Annotated in this window: 17 protein-coding genes; 5 read left to right on the forward strand and 12 right to left on the reverse strand. The window is 71.9% G+C overall.

The window, feature by feature from the left end:
• Positions 1–19 precede the first annotated feature (19 nt).
• Complete coding sequence (locus tag AC07DC_RS25070) at positions 20–754, reverse strand: NUDIX hydrolase (RefSeq protein ID WP_478916711.1); 735 nt, start codon at positions 752–754, stop codon at positions 20–22.
• Between the two features lie 177 nt (positions 755–931).
• Complete coding sequence (locus tag AC07DC_RS25075; RefSeq protein ID WP_478916712.1) at positions 932–2,953, reverse strand: glycogen debranching N-terminal domain-containing protein; 2,022 nt, start codon at positions 2,951–2,953, stop codon at positions 932–934.
• Between the two features lie 103 nt (positions 2,954–3,056).
• Here AC07DC_RS25075 and AC07DC_RS25080 point away from each other — a divergent pair, with 103 nt between their 5' ends.
• A complete protein-coding gene (locus AC07DC_RS25080) occupies positions 3,057–4,367 on the forward strand; it encodes an alpha/beta fold hydrolase (RefSeq protein ID WP_478916713.1) in 1,311 nt (436 codons plus the stop codon).
• On the opposite strand, the gene AC07DC_RS25085 is transcribed toward AC07DC_RS25080, so the two are convergent.
• Positions 4,279–5,508: a DUF4192 domain-containing protein gene (locus AC07DC_RS25085; protein ID WP_478916714.1), complete on the reverse strand. Its 1,230-nt coding sequence runs from the start codon at positions 5,506–5,508 to the stop codon at positions 4,279–4,281. The genes AC07DC_RS25080 and AC07DC_RS25085 overlap by 89 nt on opposite strands.
• A 133-nt stretch (positions 5,509–5,641) precedes the next feature.
• On the opposite strand from AC07DC_RS25085, the gene AC07DC_RS25090 reads away from it, so the two are divergent.
• Together AC07DC_RS25090 and AC07DC_RS25095 are read left to right on the forward strand one after the other, a co-directional pair.
• A complete protein-coding gene (locus AC07DC_RS25090; protein WP_478916715.1) occupies positions 5,642–7,822 on the forward strand; it encodes a RecQ family ATP-dependent DNA helicase in 2,181 nt (726 codons plus the stop codon).
• 197 nt (positions 7,823–8,019) lie between these two features.
• A complete protein-coding gene (locus AC07DC_RS25095) occupies positions 8,020–8,610 on the forward strand; it encodes a hypothetical protein (RefSeq protein ID WP_478916716.1) in 591 nt (196 codons plus the stop codon).
• 94 nt (positions 8,611–8,704) lie between these two features.
• Here the strand turns inward: AC07DC_RS25095 and AC07DC_RS25100 are convergent, their stop codons facing one another.
• Genes AC07DC_RS25100 through AC07DC_RS25110 form a run of 3 tightly spaced genes read right to left on the reverse strand, consistent with a single transcriptional unit; the run spans position 8,705 to position 10,733 of the window.
• Positions 8,705–9,364, reverse strand: a complete 660-nt coding sequence (locus AC07DC_RS25100; RefSeq protein WP_478916717.1) for a hypothetical protein — start codon at positions 9,362–9,364, stop codon at positions 8,705–8,707.
• A gap of 46 nt (positions 9,365–9,410) precedes the next feature.
• Positions 9,411–10,097: a ribonuclease HII gene (locus AC07DC_RS25105; RefSeq protein WP_478916718.1), complete on the reverse strand. Its 687-nt coding sequence runs from the start codon at positions 10,095–10,097 to the stop codon at positions 9,411–9,413.
• Positions 10,098–10,121: 24 nt separating this feature from the next.
• The gene (locus AC07DC_RS25110) at positions 10,122–10,733 is read right to left on the reverse strand and encodes a TetR/AcrR family transcriptional regulator (RefSeq protein ID WP_478916719.1); all 612 of its coding nucleotides are present in this window, start codon (positions 10,731–10,733) and stop codon (positions 10,122–10,124) included.
• A gap of 67 nt (positions 10,734–10,800) precedes the next feature.
• On the opposite strand from AC07DC_RS25110, the gene AC07DC_RS25115 reads away from it, so the two are divergent.
• Positions 10,801–12,348: an MFS transporter gene (locus AC07DC_RS25115; RefSeq protein ID WP_478916720.1), complete on the forward strand. Its 1,548-nt coding sequence runs from the start codon at positions 10,801–10,803 to the stop codon at positions 12,346–12,348.
• 85 nt (positions 12,349–12,433) lie between these two features.
• On the opposite strand, the gene AC07DC_RS25120 is transcribed toward AC07DC_RS25115, so the two are convergent.
• From AC07DC_RS25120 to AC07DC_RS25130, 3 genes are all read right to left on the reverse strand, one after another.
• Entirely contained in the window at positions 12,434–13,348 is a 915-nt protein-coding gene (locus tag AC07DC_RS25120; protein ID WP_478916721.1) for an ADP-ribosylglycohydrolase family protein, read from the reverse strand.
• A 56-nt stretch (positions 13,349–13,404) separates the two neighbouring features.
• Complete coding sequence (locus AC07DC_RS25125; protein WP_478916722.1) at positions 13,405–14,073, reverse strand: histidine phosphatase family protein; 669 nt, start codon at positions 14,071–14,073, stop codon at positions 13,405–13,407.
• Between the two features lie 102 nt (positions 14,074–14,175).
• Positions 14,176–14,781, reverse strand: a complete 606-nt coding sequence (locus AC07DC_RS25130) for a YdbC family protein (protein ID WP_478916723.1) — start codon at positions 14,779–14,781, stop codon at positions 14,176–14,178.
• 86 nt (positions 14,782–14,867) lie between these two features.
• Between AC07DC_RS25130 and AC07DC_RS25135 the strand changes: the two genes are divergently transcribed.
• On the forward strand, positions 14,868–15,272 hold the full coding sequence (locus AC07DC_RS25135; RefSeq protein WP_478916724.1) for a VOC family protein: 405 nt from the start codon (positions 14,868–14,870) through the stop codon (positions 15,270–15,272).
• Between the two features lie 104 nt (positions 15,273–15,376).
• Here the strand turns inward: AC07DC_RS25135 and AC07DC_RS25140 are convergent, their stop codons facing one another.
• From AC07DC_RS25140 to AC07DC_RS25150, 3 genes are all read right to left on the reverse strand, one after another.
• A complete protein-coding gene (locus AC07DC_RS25140) occupies positions 15,377–16,348 on the reverse strand; it encodes an arylamine N-acetyltransferase family protein (RefSeq protein ID WP_478916725.1) in 972 nt (323 codons plus the stop codon).
• On the reverse strand, positions 16,345–17,127 hold the full coding sequence (locus AC07DC_RS25145) for an MBL fold metallo-hydrolase (RefSeq protein WP_478916726.1): 783 nt from the start codon (positions 17,125–17,127) through the stop codon (positions 16,345–16,347). Before AC07DC_RS25145 ends, AC07DC_RS25140 begins: the two co-directional genes overlap by 4 nt.
• 256 nt (positions 17,128–17,383) lie before the next feature.
• Positions 17,384–20,284, reverse strand: coding sequence for a vitamin B12-dependent ribonucleotide reductase (locus AC07DC_RS25150; protein ID WP_478916727.1), 2,901 nt, complete (start codon positions 20,282–20,284; stop codon positions 17,384–17,386).
• Positions 20,285–20,390 lie beyond the last annotated feature (106 nt).

Below are 20,390 nucleotides of genomic sequence, written 5' to 3' on the forward strand. Positions count from 1 at the left end.
TGCACCATAACGCCCGAAATCAGACCTCTGGTCGCAACATGGGCGGATTGAGCAGAGCAGCCCCTCCTGCCTGGAACAGCTGCGCGGGGCGGCCGCCCTGACGGGTCGTCGTACCGCCGGTCGGTACGAGGAATCCGACGGTGCCCGTCACCTTGCGGTGGAAGTTGCGGGGATCGAGGGCCACCCCCCACACCGCCTCGTACACCCGCCGCAGCTCGCCGACGGTGAACTCGGGCGGGCAGAAGGCGGTTGCCAGGGAGGAGTACTCGATCTTCGACCTGGCGCGCTCGACGCCGTCGGCAAGGATCCGCGCGTGGTCGAAGGCGAGCGGGGCAGGCTCGCCCGCCATGTCCAGGCCGTCCTGCTCCAGCAGGGTGCCGACCGGCGCCCAGCGGGCGCTGCGCGCGTCGCCGCCCGCCCGGGGCGCGGGCAGATCGGGCGCCAGGACGAGATGGGCGACGCTGACCACCCGCATCCGGGGGTCACGGTGCGGGTCGCCGTACGTGGCCAGCTGTTCCAGATGGGCGCCGCTCTGGGCGCGCAGGCCGGTCTCTTCCGCCAGTTCGCGGGCCGCGGCCTGCGACAGGTCCTCGTCCCCCCGGACGAACCCGCCGGGCAGCGCCCACCGCCCTTGGTAGGGCGGCTCGCCCCGGCGGACCGCCAGCGCGCACAGGGCGTGGTCCCGCACTGTGAGCACGACCAGGTCGACGGTGACGGCGAAGGGTGGAAAGGCCGACGGGTCGTAGGGCGACATGGCGCGATCATAGTCGTCTGCCTGACGATAAACAGCAGGATGGTCCCCCTGTTGCCGCCCTTGTTCACCCTGTTTCCCGTGCCACGCCCACCCCATGGGCCACACCGCCGTACGTGCCGCCCCGGACGACACGCCGGCGGACGGCCTCACGAACGCGGCCGCGGACCACCCGGCCGGTCACGCGCCGAGCTGCAGGGCGGGGGCGGCCTCCTCGACCATCGCCATGCCGAGCCTGCTCACCCGCACCGCGAACGGCTGCTCGTCCACCCGCAGCCCCGAGAAGCGCACCGCACCCAGCGGGGCGGTACTCATGGGGCGCACCGCCACGACGCCGCCGGGAGCGTCGGGGCGCACCCCCGCGAGTGCGGTCAGCAGATGGACGGCGGCCGCGGCGGCGACGGCGGACGGACGGCAGGCGGTGGGGTGCGGCAGCGGAGCACGGTCGGCGGCGCGCTGTTCGCCCGCGTACATCTCCGGGAGCTGCCGCCCGAAGCTCCCGGCCGCGTCCAGAACGCCGCGCAACAGGGCGCCCGCCTCCTTCTCGTATCCGGCGGCGGCCAGACCCGATACGGCGAGCGCGCTCTCGTGGACGCGCACCGCACCACTGCGATGGCCGAACGGATTGTGCCCCGGCGACCTGGTCGAGAGAGTCCGCAGACCCCAGCCGGAGTCGAGGTCCGGGGCTCCGAGCAGCCGCGCCAGCTGCCCGGTCCGTGCCTTGCCGAGCAGTCCCTGAGCCAGCAGGCCGCCGCCGAGCAGTCCGGTGTCGAGCAGGTGGACCGCGGCCGAGCCGAGATGGGTCAGCCGCCTGCCGTCGGGGGCGAGCGCGGCGGCGGGCCGTCCCCCACCGCGGTCGTCGACCCAGAAGTCCTCCTGGAAACGCCCGCGCAGCCCGGCCGCGTACTCGCGCCACGCGGCGGCTCCGGGGCGGCCGAAGGCGTCGAGGAGGTCTGCGCCGTGCAGCGCGGCCCGGTGGGCGTGCGCCTGTACCTCGCAGCGCAGCGGGCCGCCGGGGGCGGGATCCGGCACATAGCCCGCCGCGTCGGCGGCCGTGCGCAGCCACCCGAGGCAGCGCTCGGCCGCGGGCAACAGCGCCTCGGCCTCCCGTTGCGGCAGCCCCCAGCGCCGGGCCTCCGCCAGGACGGTGACGAACAGCAGCGTGGCCTCGACGCCGGAGCAGGTGGGCGGCAGATGCGGTCCCGCGTGCCGCAGAACACCCGGGATCCGGCCGCTGCCCCGGTCCTGGAGCCGCGCGAGGGTCCGCAGGGTGCCGGCGGCCAGCCGGGTACCGAGCGGCAACAGCAACCTGGCCGTCCACAGCGCGTCGGCGGGCGCGAGTCCCATCCGCCAAGGGGCACCCGCCGCCACATGGACGTCGGCGAGCCGCACCGGGTCGCGCAGCAGCAGCGCCCGCAGACCGTCGAGACTGCCGCGCAGCAGGGCCTCGCCCCTGGCGTCGTCGCCGGACAGCTCCGCGACGGACCAGGGCACGGGCGCCCGTTCACCGCGCACGGGCGCGGAAACGGCGGGCCCGGCCCCGGGCCCGGTCGGTTCCCGGGACACCCGCAGCTCGAAGGTCCGGCCCGCGCCGGGCGGCACGGACAGATCCCAGCGCAGCACTCCGGCCGAGGCCAGCACGCTGGCGGGAGCCGGTCGCGCGGTGACCCTGACCGCGATGCCGGCATGCGACCAGCGCAGCCCCGCAGCACAGACGCTGGCCGGCAGATCGGGACCGGCCCGCCCCGCGGCGGCCGCGCCGAGTTCGGCGAGATCCGTGCCGAGAGCCACTTCGAGCGGCAGCCTGAGCACGATCGGCCCGGTGTTGAGCACGGTGATGCGCTCCGAACCGTCGGCGTCCCGCAGCCGCTCCACGGTGACCGCCGGATCGGGGCCGGCATCGGCCGGGGTCCTGAGCACCGCCACGAACCGTGCCCGGTCCGCGCTGATCAGCGTGCCCAGCACCGGGATCGGTTCGGCTCCGCCGAGCCGCACCTCGCAGCGCGCCAGAACCCGTCGGCCGTCCTGGTAGAAGCCGTCGAGCCCCTGGCCCCGCAGCTGTCCGTCCTCGGCGGAAACGGCGAGCGAGGGGGCGGCGACACAGATCACCGAGGTGTGCACGGGCTGCGGGCCGGAGGCGGTCCTGGTCAGAGCGGTCGGAGCGGGAACGGTCGAGGTCGGGGCGGTCGGCGGCGGGTTCACATCCCGGTGAACGGCCGTGTGGGCATGCGGGTCACGGCCCGTCTACCGTTCCTGAACAGGGATCGCATCCCGGTATCCGCCCGCACCACCGGAAAGAGACGCCATGGCCGTGTATCGCCAGCCCGGCACCGTAGTGACCGACCACGCTTTCGACGTGCCGCTCGACCACGCCGCCCCCACCGGGGAGCGGATCGAGGTGTACGCCCGTGAAGTCGTGGCCGCGGGCCGGGAGGGTGAGCCGCTGCCGTGGCTGCTGTTCCTGCAGGGCGGTCCCGGTGGCCGCTCCCCGCGCCCCCTCGGCCGGGACAGCTGGCTGACCCGGGCCCTGGACGACTACCGGGTCCTGCTGCTCGACCAGCGCGGCACCGGCCGCTCCACCCCCGCCAACCGGCAGACCCTGCCCGCGCGCGGCGACGGCGCCGCGCAGGCGGAGTATCTCGCGCACTTCCGGGCCGACTCCATCGTGCGGGACTGCGAACTGATCCGCCGTGAACTGCTCGGCGCGGAGGGGCGGTGGAGCCTGCTGGGGCAGAGCTTCGGCGGCCTCTGCGCCCTGACGTATCTGTCGCTGGCCCCCGACGGTCTGCGGGAGGTGTTCATCACCGGCGGCCTGCCGGGGCTGCGCACCAGCGCCGTCGATGTCTACCGCTCGGCCTTCCCCCGGGTGGAGCGCAAGAACTCCGAGCACTACGACCGTTATCCGGGGGACGTGGAGACCGCGCGCGCCGTCGCCCGTCACCTGCGCGACCACGAGGTGACGCTGCCGGACGGTGGCCGGTTCACCGCGGAGGCATTCCAGTCGCTGGGCCTGATGCTCGGCACCGGAACCGGCTCCCACAGCCTGCACTATCTGTTGGAGGACGCCTTCCTCCCCGGCGCCTCCGGCCCGGTGCTCTCGGACGGCTTCCTCGCCGAGGCGCAGAGCCATCTGTCGTTCGCGGCCAATCCGCTGTACGCCGTACTCCACGAGTCGATCTACGGGCAGCGCTCGGTGTCGTCCGCGGGCACCGGCTGGGCGGCAGCGGCCGCGCATCTGGAGTTCCCGCAGTTCGACGTGGACAAGGCGCTGGCGGACCAGGGCCCTGTGCTGTTCACCGGTGAGATGATCTACCCCTGGATGTTCACCGGTGACCCCGCGCTCGTCCCGCTCAAGGACGCGGCCGACCGTCTGGCGTCGCGCGAGGAGTGGCCGGACCTCTACGACCCGGCTCGACTGGCCCTCAACGAGGTGCCGGTGGCGGCGGCGGTCTACCACGACGACATGTACGTCGACACTGCCGATTCGCTGGCCACCGCGCGTGCGGTGCGCGGCCTGCGCACCTGGGTCACCGACGAGTACGAGCACGACGGTCTCCGGGTGAGCGGCGGCCGGGTCCTCGACCGGCTGATCCGACTGGTCCACGGCGAGCTTTAGACGCGTCGATCACCCGTTGCCGTCGCTCCTGGCGCAGACACTGGCGCAGCGGCTCGGGGTCGAGCCCCTCGTTCACCGAGTGATGGAGCAGCCGGGCGAAGGTGTACCCGGGATCGAGGTCGAGGGCGCGGCCGAGCGCGACGCGCGCCTCCGGCTCGTCCCCCGACGCCCAGGCGACCCAGCCGGCCAGCGTCAGCGGGGCGGCGGCATGGTCCTCGTACGGTCCGACGCACCTCCGGGCCAGGGCCCGCCACAGGCGCAGCGCGGGGTCGGTGTGCGGGGGCTCCATCCACTCCGCGGCCCGGTCCCGCGCCGCGCGGTCCTGGAGGCCCAGGATGATCTCGGCGGCCTCCTCGTCGCCGAGCAGCGCGTCATCACGCTTGTCGCTGCCCGTCACGTCCCCGTCCGCCGGGGTGGCGCGGAAGCGGTCGAGCGCCGCGCCGACCAGGGTCAGCGTCCGGTGCCGGACGGCCTCGCAGTCGCCCACGTCCAGGATCCGCGGGACGAGTTCGGCGCAGGCCATGTCGAGCGCCCGTGCCTGCCCGGCGGTCCGCTCCGTTGCCGGCGGGACGAGCCGGGCCTCCATCTCCCGCAGCGAACCGCGCACATTGATCCCGGCGTACGCGGCGGCCGCGGCCATCACCGAGTCGCCCGATGTCGCGATGGTGAAGCCGTCGGCGGGACAGCAGTCAGTGCCGGGACAGCAGTAGGACCACCAGCGGCCCGCCGAGACGCACAGCGCCTCGACCACCGGCACGTCCAGGGCGCCACAGGCCGTTCGCAGCCGCTGCGCCAGCGGCCTCAGGCGCTCCATGACCTGGGACGGCCGCTCACTCCCGGACGGGTCCTGGCACAGGAAGAGGACGATGGACGCGGCCCGGTCGCCGCGCTGCTCGCTGCCGCGCACCAGACAGTCCGCGAGCTGCGAGGAGACCTCGGGCCATTCCGCGGAATCCTCGGGAATTCCCAGGCGCAGCCGGCCACCGAAGCGGCCGTGGTCGCCGTGCAGGGCGACCATGACGATGGAGTCACTGGGGTGGAATCCCATGAGGTACGGCAGGGCGTCGGCCAGGTCGGCCGGGCTGCGCAGGGTGACCTTGGGATCGTTCTCGGACCGGGGCGATTCGATGTGCTGTGTCATGGCCCGACAGTCCCGCAGGCCGGTGATCTCCGCCAGGCCCCCCAAAAACCTGTGGATAACTTTGGGGCCGAGTTGTCCACAGGTTCGGTACGCGGTTCGCGCGTTGTCGGTGGCATCGGGTTGCATGGGGGGCATGACTGACTCCCCCACCGCGCTTCGTACCGCGGCCGACACCGTTCTGAGCCGCCTCGTCGGTGACTCCACCGGCACCGCCCGGCTGCGCGAGGACCAGTGGCTGGCGGTCGAGGCGCTGGTGGCGCACGGCCGCAGGACGCTGGTCGTGCAGCGCACCGGTTGGGGGAAGTCCGCGGTCTACTTCGTCGCCACCGCTCTGCTGCGCCGGCGCGGCGGCGGTCCCACCGTGATCGTCTCGCCGCTGCTCGCGCTGATGCGCAACCAGGTCGAGGCGGCCGAGCGGGCCGGTATCCGGGCCCGGACGATCAACTCGGCGAACACCGAGGAGTGGGACACCGTCGAGGCCGAGGTCGCGGCGGGCGAGGTGGATGTGCTGCTGGTCAGCCCCGAGCGGCTGAACAACCCCGACTTCCGCGACCAGGTGCTGCCCAAGCTCGCCGCGACGACCGGACTGCTGGTCGTCGACGAGGCGCACTGCATCTCCGACTGGGGCCACGACTTCCGCCCCGACTACCGGCGGCTGCGCACGATGCTGGCGGATCTGCCGCCGGGCGTCCCGGTGCTGGCCACCACCGCCACGGCCAACGCCCGGGTGACCGCGGATGTCGCCGACCAGCTCGGCACCGGCACCTCCGGGACGGGCGAGGAGGGTGCGCTGGTGCTCCGCGGGCCGCTGGAGCGCGAGAGCCTGTCGCTCGGGGTGCTCCGGCTTCCGGACGCGGCCCACCGGCTGGCCTGGCTCGCCGATCATCTCGAGACTCTGCCGGGCTCCGGCATCATCTACACGCTCACGGTCGCCGCCGCCGAGGAGATCACCGCTTTCCTGCGGCAGCGCGGCTACCCGGTGGCCTCGTACTCGGGCAAGACGGAGAACGCCGATCGGATGGCCGCCGAGGCGGACCTGCTGGCCAACCGGGTCAAGGCACTGGTCGCGACGTCCGCGCTGGGCATGGGCTTCGACAAGCCCGACCTCGGATTCGTCGTGCACGTCGGATCGCCGTCGTCCCCCATCGCCTACTACCAGCAGGTCGGCCGGGCCGGGCGCGGTGTGGACCATGCCGAGGTGCTGCTGCTGCCGGGGCGCGAGGACGAGGCGATCTGGCGCTACTTCGCATCCCTCGCGTTCCCCACCGAGGAGCAGGTGCGCCGCACCCTGGAGGTGCTGGCCGACGCCGGCCGCCCAGTGTCGGTCCCGGCGCTGGAGGCGCGGGTGGACCTGCGCCGCTCCCGGCTGGAGATCATGCTCAAGGTCCTGGACGTGGACGGGGCGGTGCACCGGGTGCGCGGCGGCTGGACCTCCACCGGGCAGCCGTGGGCGTACGACACCGAGCGGTACGCCTGGGTCGCGCGGCAGCGCGAGGCGGAGCAGCAGGCGATGCGCGACTACGCGTCGGCCACCAGCTGCCGGATGGAGTTCCTGCGACTCCAGCTGGACGACGAGGAGGCCGCGCCGTGCGGCCGCTGCGACAACTGCGCCGGCGCCCGGTTCGGTATCGAGGTCTCCCCTGCCGCGCTGGACGCCGCCCGGGCGGCGCTCGGCCGTCCCGGCATCGAGGTGGAGCCGCGCAAGATGTGGCCGACCGGGCTGCAGGCGATCGGGCTCGACCTCAAGGGCCGGATCCCGGCCGGGGAGCAGGCGGCGTCCGGACGGGCGCTCGGCCGGCTCTCGGACATCGGTTGGGGCAACCGGCTGCGCCCGCTCCTGGCCGACGGCGCACCGGACCAGGCCGTACCGGGCGACGCGGCGGACGCGGTGGTGCGCGTGCTGGCGGACTGGGCCAAGGGCCATGGCGGGTGGGCGAGCGGTGAGGCGGACGCACCGCAACGGCCCGTCGGCGTCGTCACTGTCGCGTCCCACACCCGCCCGCAACTCATCGGAACGCTGGGCGCGCGGATCGCCGAGATCGGCCGGATGCCCCTTCTCGGCCAGATCGCCTACACGACGGACGGCGGACCCGGCCGGGTGCCGCGCAGCAACAGCGCGCAGCGGCTGCGGGCGCTGCACGGCGCGTTCACCGTCCCGCCGGAACTGGCCGCGAAGCTGGCCGCGACGCCGGGCCCGGTGCTGCTGGTGGATGATCTGGCCGACACGGGGTGGACGCTGGCCGTCGCCGCACGGCTGCTGCGCAAGGCGGGCGCCACCGCGGTGTTCCCGCTGGTCCTGGCCGCGCAGGGGTGACCGGTATCGGCGTTTGAGACGATGGGTGGGATCTATCCGACGCGGGAGTCCATAACCGGTCAGAACCTTCGACTCCCCGTTGCCGCTCGCAGTCGTGGGGGGAAGAATTGAGGATGGATCCCCGACCGGCTCATCGAGCCCCCTGACCGGCGTGCGCCCGCGCCCGGTCGCCGGGTGTGTCCGCGGAAGGGAGGAACGTGACCACAGGTTTCGCTCCGCAGACCACTACCCGCGCCTCCTCCCGACTCTCCCGCAGCCTGGAACCAGCCGAGTGGACGGCCGCGGGAGTCCCTTTGCTCGCCAACCCGCGGGACGTCGTCAAGGATCTCCAGTCCCGGCATCTCCCGACTCCGCTCACCGCCGTCGTCGCGGTGTTCGACCCGGAGAGCCGGCTCGTGGCGAGTGCCTCGTTCACCGGCAGTACCGGGGTCGTCGACGGCTGGGAGCACCGCAACGCGATCCTCGCGCATCTGCGCCGGGTGCTCCCGCACGATCTGCGGCGGCGCGCACCGGTGCGGACCGCGGTGCTGCTGATGTGCCGCGACGGCACCCCCGGCTGGACCGACAAGGACGGCGCGTGGATGTGGGGCCTGCGCGACGCGTGCATGCTGCACGGGCTTCGCTGCGGCGCGTACGTCACGCTCACCCAGGACGGCTGGCAGGTGCTGGGCGAGAACCGCGGCGGCCGCACCCCGAATTCACGGTCCTTCGACGAACGGCCGGGCGGCGCGGCGGCCCTGCGCCCACGAAGGGCGCCGGAGGCGCTGCGCCGCACGGCAGCTCGCTGACCGAACACTCGCTTGACCGAACACCCTCGCCAACCGAACACTCGCCACCAGGGCCTTCGTCGATCAGGCCCTCGTCGATTCAGGCCTTCGTCGATCAGGCCTTCGCGGCGATCGATCCGTTGATCAGCACGGGGTCGCCGCACACGATCAGCAGGGCACCGGCGCGGGCCAGCGCGGTGGGCAGTCCCAGCGCGGTGGTCTCGTCGGTTCCGCCGTTGACCGCGACGACCACGACCGGGCGGCCGGCGGCGCGTTCGGCCGTGATGCCGGCGTAGAAGACGTCGTCACCCGCGTCGTGCTGCGACCAGTAGGACGCCTCACCGAAGGACAACTCGTGCGCGGCCCAAGGGTGGTGCTCGCCGGTGGTGAGCACCAGGATCTCGCCGGGCGCACGGCCGGTGTCCAACAGCAGGTCGACCGCCTCGTCGGCGGCGTCGATGGCGCCGCCGGCCGGGGCCGGGATGAGCTGGATCTGCGCTGTAGCGATAACGCCCCCGGTCCCGCCCGGCGAACGCGGCACCGGCGGCGCGGTGGCCGTCACGGTGGCGGAAGGGGTCGGGGCGGGTCCGCGGGCCGGACCGGGCCGGCCGGGCCCGGCGTTGGCCGCGTAGCCGGCGCGCGGAGGCACGGGGCGGGGTGTAGGACGGGGACCGGGGACAGGACGGGGGGTCGACGCGCTGCGGCCTGCGGCCGCAGCTGAACGGGGACCCGGGACACTCTCGTGAATCTGAGGCTCCTCGGGGATGAGAGGCATGGGCTGATGTCTATCAAATACGCCGCGGTTGCGCAGCGGTGGGTCGTCAAAAATCGAAACCGAGCTGCTCCCCGGGGTCGGTGGGAGTCCGGACCTTCTTCAGGTGCTGCCAGCGCGGCAGCGCGTCGAGGTACGCCCAGGACAGCCGGTGGTGCGGTGTGGGGCCGAGTTCCTCCAGCGCCGCACGGTGTACGGGCGAGGGGTAGCCGGCGTTGTCGGCGAAGCGGAACGGCGCGTGTTCCAGGCCCAGTTCGGCCATCGCGGCGTCGCGGTGCACCTTGGCGATCACCGAGGCCGCCGCCACCGAGACGCACGACTGATCGCCCTTGATGACGGTGCGCACCTGCCAGGGCCCGCCGAGGTAGTCGTGCTTGCCGTCCAGGATCACCGCGTCCGGGCGTTCCGGCAGCGCTTCGAGCGCGCGGACGGCCGCCAGTCGCAGGGAGGCGGTCATGCCGAGGGTGTCCACCTCTTCGACGGTCGCGTGGCCGAGGGCGTAGGACGTCACCCAGTCGGCCAGCAGCGCGGCCATCGAGGCCCGGCGCTGGGCGGGGATCAGTTTGGAGTCGGTGAGTCCTTCGGGCGCCCGGCGCAGACCGGTGACGGCCGCGCAGACGGTGACGGGCCCGGCCCAGGCGCCACGTCCCACCTCGTCGACGCCTGCGACGATCTTCGCTCCGAGGGTGGCGCGCAAGGAGCGTTCGACGCTGTGGGTGGGAGGTTCGTACGGCATGGCGGGGACCAGGGTACTCCCCTGTCAGGGGCGGAGCAGCGGGAGCATCACATGATCGACCAGATCAGCCATGTCCTGCTCCCCGATCGCGTGGTCGCCGATCTTGGCGCGATACATCAGCAGGGCCGGCGCCACATCCGCGACGATGGCCGCGGTGGCGTCCGCGCGGACGGTGCCCCGGGCGATCCCGCGCCGCACCACGGCCAGGATGAGCTCCTTCCCCGGCTCGATCACCCCCTGGATGATCAGGTCGACGAAGGGCTGGGCGGCGCCGTGGTCGCACTGGTCCAGCACCGCCCGCAGTGCGATGCCGCCCTGTGAGTACATCGCCTCACGCATCCGCATGACGAGGCACAGCAGGTCCTCCCGGAGGGTGCCGAGGTCCGGCGGGGCGCCGATCTGCGGCAGCCCGAGCCGCAGCGCGTCGGCGACCAGCGCCTCCTTCGACGGCCAGCGCCGGTAGACCGCCGCCTTGCCCGTCTGGGCGCGCGCCGCGACGCCCTCCATCGTCATCCCGCCCCAGCCGACGGCACCCAGCTGTTCCAGAGCCGCATCGAGGATCGCGCGTTCGAGGACCGACCCCCGGCGGCGCGGCAGGACCGGCGCACCCGACCGGATTCGCTGCGAAGTACCCATCGACAAACCTCCGTTGAAGCATATAGTGAACGGTGTCGTTCACTAAATCACTGATGGGGGATCATCTGTGACGACCTCTCAAGTACGCGAATCGCGTCCGTCCGGCACCGCCCGGCGCGAGGGACGACCCGGAATCGCTCTCGCCGTCATCGCCGCCTGTCAGCTCATGGTGGTCCTTGACGCCACGATTGTGAACATCGCACTTCCCCACATCAAGGACGCACTGTCCTTCTCCACCACAGATCTGTCCTGGGTGCTCAACGCCTACACCCTCACCTTCGGCGGCCTGTTGCTGCTCGGCGGCCGGGCGGGCGACATCCTCGGCCGGCGCAGAGTGTTCGTCTTCGGCATCCTGTTGTTCTCGCTCGCGTCACTGCTCGGCGGCTTCGCCCAGGAGCCGTGGCAACTGCTCGCGGCACGCTCGCTGCAGGGCGTCGGCGGCGCGATCGCCTCACCGACCTCGCTGGCCCTGATCACCAGCACGTTCCCCGAAGGACCGGAACGCAACCGGGCGTTCGGCGTGTTCGCCGCCGTCTCCGCGGGCGGCGGCGCGATCGGCCTGCTCGCCGGCGGCATGCTCACCGAGTGGCTCGACTGGCGCTGGGTGCTCTTCGTGAATGTGCCCATCGGCTTGCTGATCGCCTTCCTCGCACCGCTGTTCATCAACGAGTCCGACCGGCAGACCGGGCGCTTCGACATTCTCGGCGCCATCACCTCCACGGGCGGTATGGCGACGCTCGTGTACGGCTTCATCCGGGCCGCCGACTCCGGCTGGAAGGATCCCCTGACACTGGCCGCCTTCGGGGCGGCCGTCGTGCTGCTGGCCCTGTTCGTGGTGGTCGAGCGGCGGGCCCGCGATCCGATCACGCCGCTGCGGATGTTCGCCGACCACAACCGTTCCGGCACCTACGTGATCATGCTGAGCCTGGCCGCGGCGATGTTCGGCATGTTCTTCTTCATCGTCCTGTTCGTGCAGAACGTTCTCGAGTACAGCCCGATCGAGTCCGGCCTCGCGTTCCTTCCGATCACCGTCGCCATCGTGACCGGCGCGGGCCTCTCGACGCGGCTGCTGCCGGTGCTGGGCCCGAAACCGTTCCTCGTCACCGGCACGCTGCTGACCGGCGCGGGCATGGCCTGGCTCACCCGGCTCGATCCGGGCAGCAGCTACCCGGGCGGTGTGCTCGGCCCCATGGTGCTCTTCGGCTTCGGCATGGGGCTGAACTTCGTGACGCTCACCCTGACAGCTGTCTCCGGGGTGGCCCAGCACGAGGCGGGCGCCGCGTCCGGGCTCCTCAACGCCACCCAGCAGGTGGGTGGCTCGCTCGGGCTGTCGATCCTGGTCACCGTCTTCGGCACGGCGAGCCGGGGCGAGTTCGAGGACCGGGTGCCGGACTTCCTCGCCAGGGCCACCCCGCAGCAGCGGGCCGAGTTCGCCAGGACCCACGAGCTGCCCGCCCCCTGGGGGCACGACGTGCTCGCCCAGGGCATATCCACCGCCTTCATGGCGGGGGTCGGCTTCGTGGTCCTGGCCGTACTGACCGCGCTGCTCGTGGTGCGGGTGCGCAAGAGCGACCTGGAAGCGCTCAGCGGGAAATCCGCCGCACCGGCGGCCTGACGCCGCACCGCCGCCCGGCCCGATGAACGCGGCCGAGCGGCGGAGCGGCGGATCCAGCGGTGGGACAGACCCGGCGCGCCGGGTCTCAGGCCTGCGCGGGCGCCGAGGCCCACAGCGGGAGCGCTTCGGTGCGCTCCAGCCATTCGCCCGGCGGCTGCCCGGTGGGCCTGGACGCGATGATCCCGCCGACGATGGCACACGTGGTGTCCACGTCGCCGCCGGCCTTGGCCGTGGTCCAGAACGCCTTCTGGTAGTCGTCCAGGTGCCGCGCCGCCGCCCACAGCGCGAACGGCACGGTGTCGTGCGCGCTGGTGCGCCGGCCGCAGCCGAGCACCGCAGCCACCGTCGCCACGTCCGCGTAGTCGAGCAGATCGCGCGCACGCCGTATGCCGGCCTTCACCGCGCTGGTCGGCACGAGGTCGAGCACCGCGCCCAGCAGCGCCGAGGGGTCCTTCGGACCGTCCGGGTCGGCGACCAGCGCCGCCATGGCCGCCACGGCCATCGCGCCGACCACGGCCTCACGGTGCTGGTGGGTGGTGTACGCCGAGATCTCGGCCTGGTGCGTCGCCTGCTCGGCGTCACCCGCGTACCAGGCGCCCAGCGGGGCGACGCGCATGGCGGCGCCGTTGCCCCACGAGCCCTGGCCGTTGAACAGGCCCGCGGCCAGTTCACGCCAGTCGGCACCCTCCTGCCGGATCAGGCGCAGCATGCGGTTCACGGCCGGGCCGTAGCCGCGGTCGAAGTCATGGTGCTCCGCGAAGGACTGCGCCAGGGCGTCCTGGTCGATGCGACCGTGGGCGGCCAGCACGGCCAGCACGGAGCAGGCCATCTCGGTGTCGTCGGTCCACTGCCAGACGCCGGGCGGCAGCCCGCCGTTCTGGAGGGCGCTGTAGTTGGAAGGGACGAAGAACTGGGAGCCGAGGGCGTCGCCAACGGCCAACCCGCGCAGACTTGCCAGGGCGCGGGAGATGTTTTCTGAGTCAACTGGGTGAGCGGTCATCGCGTCGGAAACTCTGACATCGTGCCTGATCCCGGTCAATCACCCTGTGCGCAAACTCACCCGCGGAATCCTTCATCCACCACGGGGTCCGGGAGCCGCCAGCGTTCGAAGGGCCGGTCGAGCGTGTAGCGGCCCGACGATCCGATGAGCAGCGTGCGGCTCTCGGCGTTGCCCGGGTTGGACAGCGACTCGAACTCCTCCACCGTCCAGTGGAACCACCGCATGCAGAACAACCGCATGGTCAGCCCGTGGGTGACCAGCAGGACGTTCGGCGGGAAGTCAGGCTTGTCGAAGGCCCGGTAGAGGGTCTCCAGAAAGGCACCCACCCGGTCGTACACATCGGCGCCGGACTCGCCCTGCGCGAAGCGGTAGAAGAAGTGCCCGTAGGTGTCGCGGGCCTTGCGCTGCCGCTGTACGTCCTCGGCGTCCTGCCAGTTCCCCCAGTCCTGCTCCCGCAGCCGGGGCTCCTCCATGGCGTGGGTCAACGACGGGTCGAGAGCCAGCCCACGGAAGGTCTGCCAGGTGCGGCGGTAGGGCGACACGAAGGCCCGGACGGGCTCGTCTCCGAACAGCTCCCGCAGGTGCTGCCCCGCCTCGGCGGCCTGCCGGCGCCCGGTCGCGGTGAGCTCGAGCGCGTGGTCCGGCACCCTCTCGTAGATGGTGTCGTCCGCGTTGCCCTGAGACTCTCCGTGCCGGATCAGCACGATGTGGCGTGGTCGGCCCATGCTGATCACCCTATTCCCGCAGCGGATCCCGGGCGCGCGGTACGCCCCTCCGGAGCCCGGGCCCGTCCGGCCACCGGCAGCTCCGTCACGCAGCCGGCTCCGTCACACCGTCCACGCCTGCACGATGTCCACGACGTCGCCCGCCACCGAGACCACATCGGTCTCCAGCTCGGTGCGCTCCGCGAGCCTCGCCATCGCGGCGGGCCGGTACTTGCCGCGCTCGTTCGCCGAGATCCACAGGGAGAGCACCAGGAAGTCGCTGTCCGGACCCTCGGCGAAGGCCCCGCGCAGCAGCCCGGGAGACCCGGCCATCGCCGGGTTCCACACCTTCTTCTGCATCTCGATGAAGTGCTCGCCGCGGTCGGGCCGCACCCTCGAATGCGCGACGCGCAGCAGATCGGCGTCGGCGAACCGCGCCTCGAAGCCCACCCGCACATCCAGCCGGTGCTCGAAGAGCAGCACCCCGAGGCTCTCGTACGAATCGGCCTGCGATCCGGCGAGCCGGTCGTGGGTGTCGGCCATGAAGGCGTCGTAGGCCGCCCTGCTGTCCCAGAACGCGAACAGATGCGCCACGCCCGGCTGCGCGCGGCTCCAGCCGCCGCCCTGACCCCGGAATCCCGGCTGCCCGCGCAGCCCCGCCCACTTTCGCTGCCCCCGTTCGAACCCCGCCCGGTCCACGACCCCACAGCGAATCCACTTCACCAGCACCGCGCCATCCTAAGTCCGACGAGTGCCCCTCCCGTGCCCGCTCACCCGCTCAATTCCCTTGGTGAGGTGGTGAATACGATGGATCCATGGACGCTCTCTACCCCCGCCTCCTCGTGGAGGACTTCACCACCGCCGCCGGATTCTGGACCGAGGCGCTGCGCGACCTCCTGGGCATCGAGCCCGTGAAGGTCATCCCCGAGGCCGGATACGCCAACTGGGACCTGAACGGCGAGGCCGTCCTCGTCCTGTTCTCCCGCGCCGCGATCGCGGCGGTGGCCGGCAGCGAGGCGCTGCCGGCCACCGCCGCCGGGCAGGACGCGGCGATGCTTGTCCTGCGGGTGGACAGCGTGGACGACGCCACCCCGCGCTTCGCCGCGCACGGCGCGAAGATCGTCGCGGATCCCCAGGACCGGCCGGAGTGGGGACCCAACCTCCGTACGGCGCACCTGCGCACCCCGGACGGCACTCTCGTCGAGTTGCAGTCCTACTGAGCCGCACCGGGGTGCGCTGCTGAGCCGCACCGGGTGTGCCGCCGAGCGGGATCGCGGTGCCCTGAGCCGGACCGCGGTGCCGCTGGGCCGGGTGGCCCGTCCTGCTACTGGACCGGATCGAGCGGACGGCGCAGGCGCTCGGTGTCGGCCGCGGAGAGGACGAGGCCGAAGGTGCGCTCCAGCAGCTCGGGGAGTTCCCCGGCCGGCACCTTCCGCCGCTCCTCCGCGCCGTCCGCCTCACCCGCGCGCGTCACCGTCAGCTCGTCCCGCACCAGGAAGTACCGCACCTGCGGCGTGCCCCGCTGCACCACGATCTGGCCGGTGAACCGGGACAGCGGATGCGTCGACGTGTAGTGGTTCAGGACGACGAGATCCACCGGGTACAGCGGGTTCGGCGCGAACGCGTACAGGTCCGACCAGCCCCGCGCCCCGAGCGAACGCAGCACGCGCACCCCGCCCGCCTCCTCGGCGACCGCGAAGGCCCAGCCGCCCTGCCACGTCGGCGTGCCCACCCGCAGCTCGACGGGCTCCAGGGTCCCCAGAGCGCCGAAGCCGGTGTCGGCGAGCCATTCCGCGCCGTCCACGACGACCCGCAGCAGGACGTGGGTGATGGGCCGCAGCGTCGGGCCGGCCGTACGGACCCGGGCGCCGTGCGCCGTGAAGACGAAGCCCAGGCGTTCGAGCACCGCCGCGAAGAGGGAGTTCTGCTCGTAGCAGTAGCCGCCGCGACGCTCCGTGACGAGCTTGTGCTGCACGCTCTCCAGGTCGAGCCGGACCTCGTGGTCCAGCCCGACGTCCAGGTTCTCGAACGGGATCGCCGCGCTGTGCGCGCGGTGCAGTCCCCGCAGCGTCTCCAGGGTCGGTTCCAGACCGCCTGTGTACCCGGTCCGCTCCAGATAGGCATCCAGGTCGAGCCGGTCACCGCCCCACACGGACTCCGCCGGTGCCTCGACGGCTGATACGTCGGCAGCCGGTACGTCGGCAACCGGTATCTCGGCAGCCGGTGTCCCGACGGCGGGCGCCGTCCCGGATTCCGTCTCCCGCTCCGCCACCGGTCCGACCGGTGTCGCCGTCACCGCGAGGTCCCGGATTCGAAGCGCTCACCGGGCTTCAGCAGGTGCAGACGGTCGCTGATCCCCGCCCGCTCGAAGGCGTCCACCAGGGTGTCGCCGTTCTGCGTGAAGTGCCCCCAGTGCTCGAAGTGCAGCGGTACGACCTGCCGCGCGCCGAGGATCTCCGCCGCCTCGGCGGCGTGGACGCTGCCGAGCGTCAGATCGGCGCCGGGAAGCAGCGGGGTCTGCGCGGCGCCGGCGAACAGCACCGCGACGTCGAACGGGCCGAACCGCTCCGCGATGTCCCGTACGACCTTCAGCGACGCGTTGTCCCCGCTGACGTACACCGTCGGCAGGCCCTCGCCCGAGAGAACGAAGCCGGTGACCTCGCCGACGACGGGCTCGCTGCCGTCCGGCCCGTGCTGCGCCGGCACACCGGTGACGCGGAGGGTTCCGCCGTCCGGGCGGGTCAGCTCGGTGTGCTCCCAGTTCGGCAGGGCCGTGACGTTTCCGCCGATCCGCCCCAGCGCCGAACCGGTGGACAGTGTCAGCGGCACGCTCGCCAAGTACTCACGCCCGGACGTGTCGAGGTTGTCCGGGTGCTGGTCGTGCGAGAGCAGTACGGCGTCGACAGCCCCGACCGCGTCCGCGCCGACGGCGGGACCGGCGGTCTTCACCAGCGACCGGTTGCCCATCGGGTACTCCCCCGGCGCGTCGAACGTCGGGTCGGTGAGCAGCCGCAGACCTCCGATCCCGATCACCGCGGTCGGCCCGCCCACGTAGTGAATATCCAACTCGGTCATGGCAACTGCCCCCTGTCATCAGCGGAAACGGCGGCGGCGCACCGTCCGGACACCCCGCCCGCAACACCGCCCCCGTGTCTTCACCGATGACAAGTCCTTCAAGATCACACGTATTCCCGGCCGCGCCGCCGGCGCTGAACCCCGCACCCCTGACACGGACATCACCCCGGACACGGAAAAGGTCCGGTGCCAACTCCCGTCGGCACCGGACCTCTCACTTCCTCAACCGCGGTTCACACCCGCGGCACCCGCACGATCAGCTGCAGCCGCTGGTCGAGCCGCAGCCCTCGCACAGGTAGCAGCTGCCCGCACGGCGCATCTTCGTGCCGCAGGAGAAGCAGAGCGGTGCGTCGGCGTTCAGGCCGAGCTGGATCTCCAGCAGCTCCGTGGAGTTGTGCGCCTGCTTCGGGGCCGGGACGGCGGCCGGGGAGGCCGGCTTGGCGACGGCGACCGGCTTCGGTGCGGCCTTCGGGGCAGGGGCCGGGGCCTCCACCTGGCGCGGTGCGGACTGGGCCAGGCCCTCGACGTCGACATCGTCGTCGCCCGGCTCGTAGGAGCCGGTGTCGAGGTGGCGCTGACGCTCGCCGGCCGAGTGGATGCCGAGCGCGGAGCGCGTCTCGAAGGGCAGGAAGTCCAGCGCCAGGCGACGGAAGATGTAGTCGACGATCGACTGCGCCATCCGCACGTCCGGGTCGTCGGTCAGACCGGCCGGCTCGAAGCGCATGTTGGTGAACTTGGAGACGTAGGTCTCCAGCGGCACGCCGTACTGCATGCCCACCGACACCGCGATGGAGAAGGCGTCCATCATGCCCGCGAGGGTCGAACCCTGCTTGGACATCTTGAGGAAGACCTCACCGAGACCGTCGTCCGGGTAGGAGTTGGCGGTCATGTACCCCTCGGCGCCGCCGACGGTGAACGAGGTGGTGATCCCCGGACGGCCCTTCGGGAGGCGCTTGCGGACCGGGCGGTACTCGACGACCTTCTGGACCTCGGCCGGGACGACGACCTCGGCGGCCGGCTCCTTCTTCTTCGCGGAGAGCGGCTGGCCGACCTTGCAGTTGTCGCGGTAGATCGCGAGCGCCTTGAGGCCGAGCTTCCAGCCCTCGAAGTAGACCTCTTCGATCTCCTCGACCGTGGCCGTCTCGGGCACGTTGACCGTCTTGCTGATCGCGCCGGACAGGAACGGCTGGGCCGCCGCCATCATCCGGACGTGGCCCATGGCCGAGATCGCCCGCTCGCCCATGGCGCAGTCGAAGACCGAGTAGTGCTCGGTCTTCAGCGCCGGGGCGTCGATCACGTTTCCGTGCTCGGCGATGTGGGCGATGATCGCGTCGACCTGCTCCGGCTGGTAGCCGAGGCGGCGCAGCGCCTGCGGGACCGTGCCGTTGACGATCTGCATGGAGCCGCCGCCGACGAGCTTCTTGAACTTGACGAGCGCCAGGTCGGGCTCGACGCCCGTGGTGTCGCAGTCCATCATCAGGCCGATGGTGCCGGTCGGCGCGAGCACGGAGGCCTGCGCGTTACGGAAACCGTTCTTCTCGCCGAGGCGGAGAACGTCCTGCCATGCCTCGGTGGCCGCGGCCCAGACCGGTACGTCCAGGTCGTCGCTGCGCAGCGCCACCGCGTTGGCGTCCGAGTGCTGCTTCATGACGCGCTTGTGGGCGTCCGCGTTGCGGGCGTAGCCGTCGTACGGGCCGACGACCGCGGCGAGCTCGGCCGACCGCTTGTACGAGGTGCCGGTCATCAGCGAGGTGATGGCGCCGGCGAGGGCGCGGCCGCCGTCGCTGTCGTACGCGTGGCCGGTCGCCATCAGCAGGGCGCCGAGGTTGGCGTAGCCGATGCCGAGCTGGCGGAAGGCGCGGGTGGTCTCGCCGATCTTCTCGGTGGGGAAGTCGGCGAAGCAGATGGAGATGTCCATCGCGGTGATGACCAGCTCGACGACCTTCGCGAAGCGGTCCGCGTCGAACGACTGGTTGCCCTTGTCGTCGTCACGCAGGAACTTCATGAGGTTCAGCGAGGCGAGGTTGCAGGACGAGTTGTCCAGGTGCATGTACTCGCTGCACGGGTTGGAGGCGGTGATGCGGCCCGTCTCCGGCGAGGTGTGCCAGTGGTTGATGGTGTCGTCGTACTGGATGCCGGGGTCGGCGCAGGCCCAGGCGGCCTCGGCCATCTTGGTGAAGAGCGACTTCGCGTCGACCTCTTCGATGACCTCGCCGGTCATCCGGGCGCGCAGCCCGAACTTCGAGCCGGACTCGACGGCGTTCATGAACTCGTCGTTCACGCGGACGCTGTTGTTGGCGTTCTGGTACTGGACGGACGTGATGTCGTCGCCGCCCAGGTCCATGTCGAAGCCCGCGTCGCGCAGGGCGCGGATCTTCTCCTCCTCCTTCACCTTGGTCTCGATGAAGGCCTCGACGTCCGGGTGGTCGACGTCCAGGACGACCATCTTGGCCGCGCGGCGGGTGGCGCCGCCCGACTTGATGGTGCCGGCGGACGCGTCGGCGCCGCGCATGAAGGAGACCGGGCCGGACGCGTTGCCGCCGGAGGAGAGCAGCTCCTTGGAGGAGCGGATGCGGGAGAGGTTCAGGCCGGCGCCGGAGCCGCCCTTGAAGATCATCCCCTCTTCCTTGTACCAGTCCAGGATCGAGTCCATCGAGTCGTCGACGGAGAGGATGAAGCAGGCGGAGACCTGCTGCGGCTGGGCGGTACCGACGTTGAACCAGACCGGCGAGTTGAAGCTGAACACCTGGTGCAGCAGGGCGTAGGTCAGCTCGTGGTCGAAGATCTCGGCGTCGGCCGGGGAGGCGAAGTACCCGTTGTCCTCGCCGCCCTTGCGGTAGGACTTCACCACGCGGTCGATGAGCTGCTTCAGGCTCGACTCGCGGGTCGGGCTGCCGACCGCGCCGCGGAAGTACTTGCTGGTGACGATGTTGACCGCGTTCACCGACCAGGAGTCGGGGAACTCGACGCCACGCTGCTCGAAGTTGATCGAGCCGTCGCGCCAGTTGGTCATGACGACGTCGCGGTGCTGCCAGACCACCTCGTCGTACGGGTGCACGCCCGGGGTGGTGTGGATCCGTTCGATCCGCAGGCCCTTGCCACCCTTGGATCCCTTGGTACGGGATCCTCGTGCCGCGCCGTTCGTCGTCTCAGTCATGTGCCGCCTCCCAATACAGGCAAAACGCCTAGAAGTGCGCGGATCATCCCGCCGCACGGTTCGTTGTCCGACGCCTCGGCGCAGTGCGCCTCGGCAAATCTGTGGG

Source organism: Streptomyces sp. NPDC045021, assembly GCF_056432645.1.

What these genes read in the sequence shown, in the direction of transcription:
- AC07DC_RS25145 (WP_478916726.1), bottom strand. Translation starts at nt 17,127, where the DNA reads ATGACCGAGTTGGATATTCACTACGTGGGCGGGCCGACCGCGGTGATC.
- AC07DC_RS25090 (WP_478916715.1), top strand. Translation starts at nt 5,642, where the DNA reads ATGACTGACTCCCCCACCGCGCTTCGTACCGCGGCCGACACCGTTCTG.
- AC07DC_RS25120 (WP_478916721.1), bottom strand. Translation starts at nt 13,348, where the DNA reads ATGACCGCTCACCCAGTTGACTCAGAAAACATCTCCCGCGCCCTGGCA.
- AC07DC_RS25070 (WP_478916711.1), bottom strand. Translation starts at nt 754, where the DNA reads ATGTCGCCCTACGACCCGTCGGCCTTTCCACCCTTCGCCGTCACCGTC.
- AC07DC_RS25125 (WP_478916722.1), bottom strand. Translation starts at nt 14,073, where the DNA reads ATGGGCCGACCACGCCACATCGTGCTGATCCGGCACGGAGAGTCTCAG.
- AC07DC_RS25110 (WP_478916719.1), bottom strand. Translation starts at nt 10,733, where the DNA reads ATGGGTACTTCGCAGCGAATCCGGTCGGGTGCGCCGGTCCTGCCGCGC.
- AC07DC_RS25100 (WP_478916717.1), bottom strand. Translation starts at nt 9,364, where the DNA reads ATGCCTCTCATCCCCGAGGAGCCTCAGATTCACGAGAGTGTCCCGGGT.
- AC07DC_RS25080 (WP_478916713.1), top strand. Translation starts at nt 3,057, where the DNA reads ATGGCCGTGTATCGCCAGCCCGGCACCGTAGTGACCGACCACGCTTTC.
- AC07DC_RS25105 (WP_478916718.1), bottom strand. Translation starts at nt 10,097, where the DNA reads ATGCCGTACGAACCTCCCACCCACAGCGTCGAACGCTCCTTGCGCGCC.
- AC07DC_RS25150 (WP_478916727.1), bottom strand. Translation starts at nt 20,284, where the DNA reads ATGACTGAGACGACGAACGGCGCGGCACGAGGATCCCGTACCAAGGGA.
- AC07DC_RS25085 (WP_478916714.1), bottom strand. Translation starts at nt 5,508, where the DNA reads ATGACACAGCACATCGAATCGCCCCGGTCCGAGAACGATCCCAAGGTC.
- AC07DC_RS25135 (WP_478916724.1), top strand. Translation starts at nt 14,868, where the DNA reads ATGGACGCTCTCTACCCCCGCCTCCTCGTGGAGGACTTCACCACCGCC.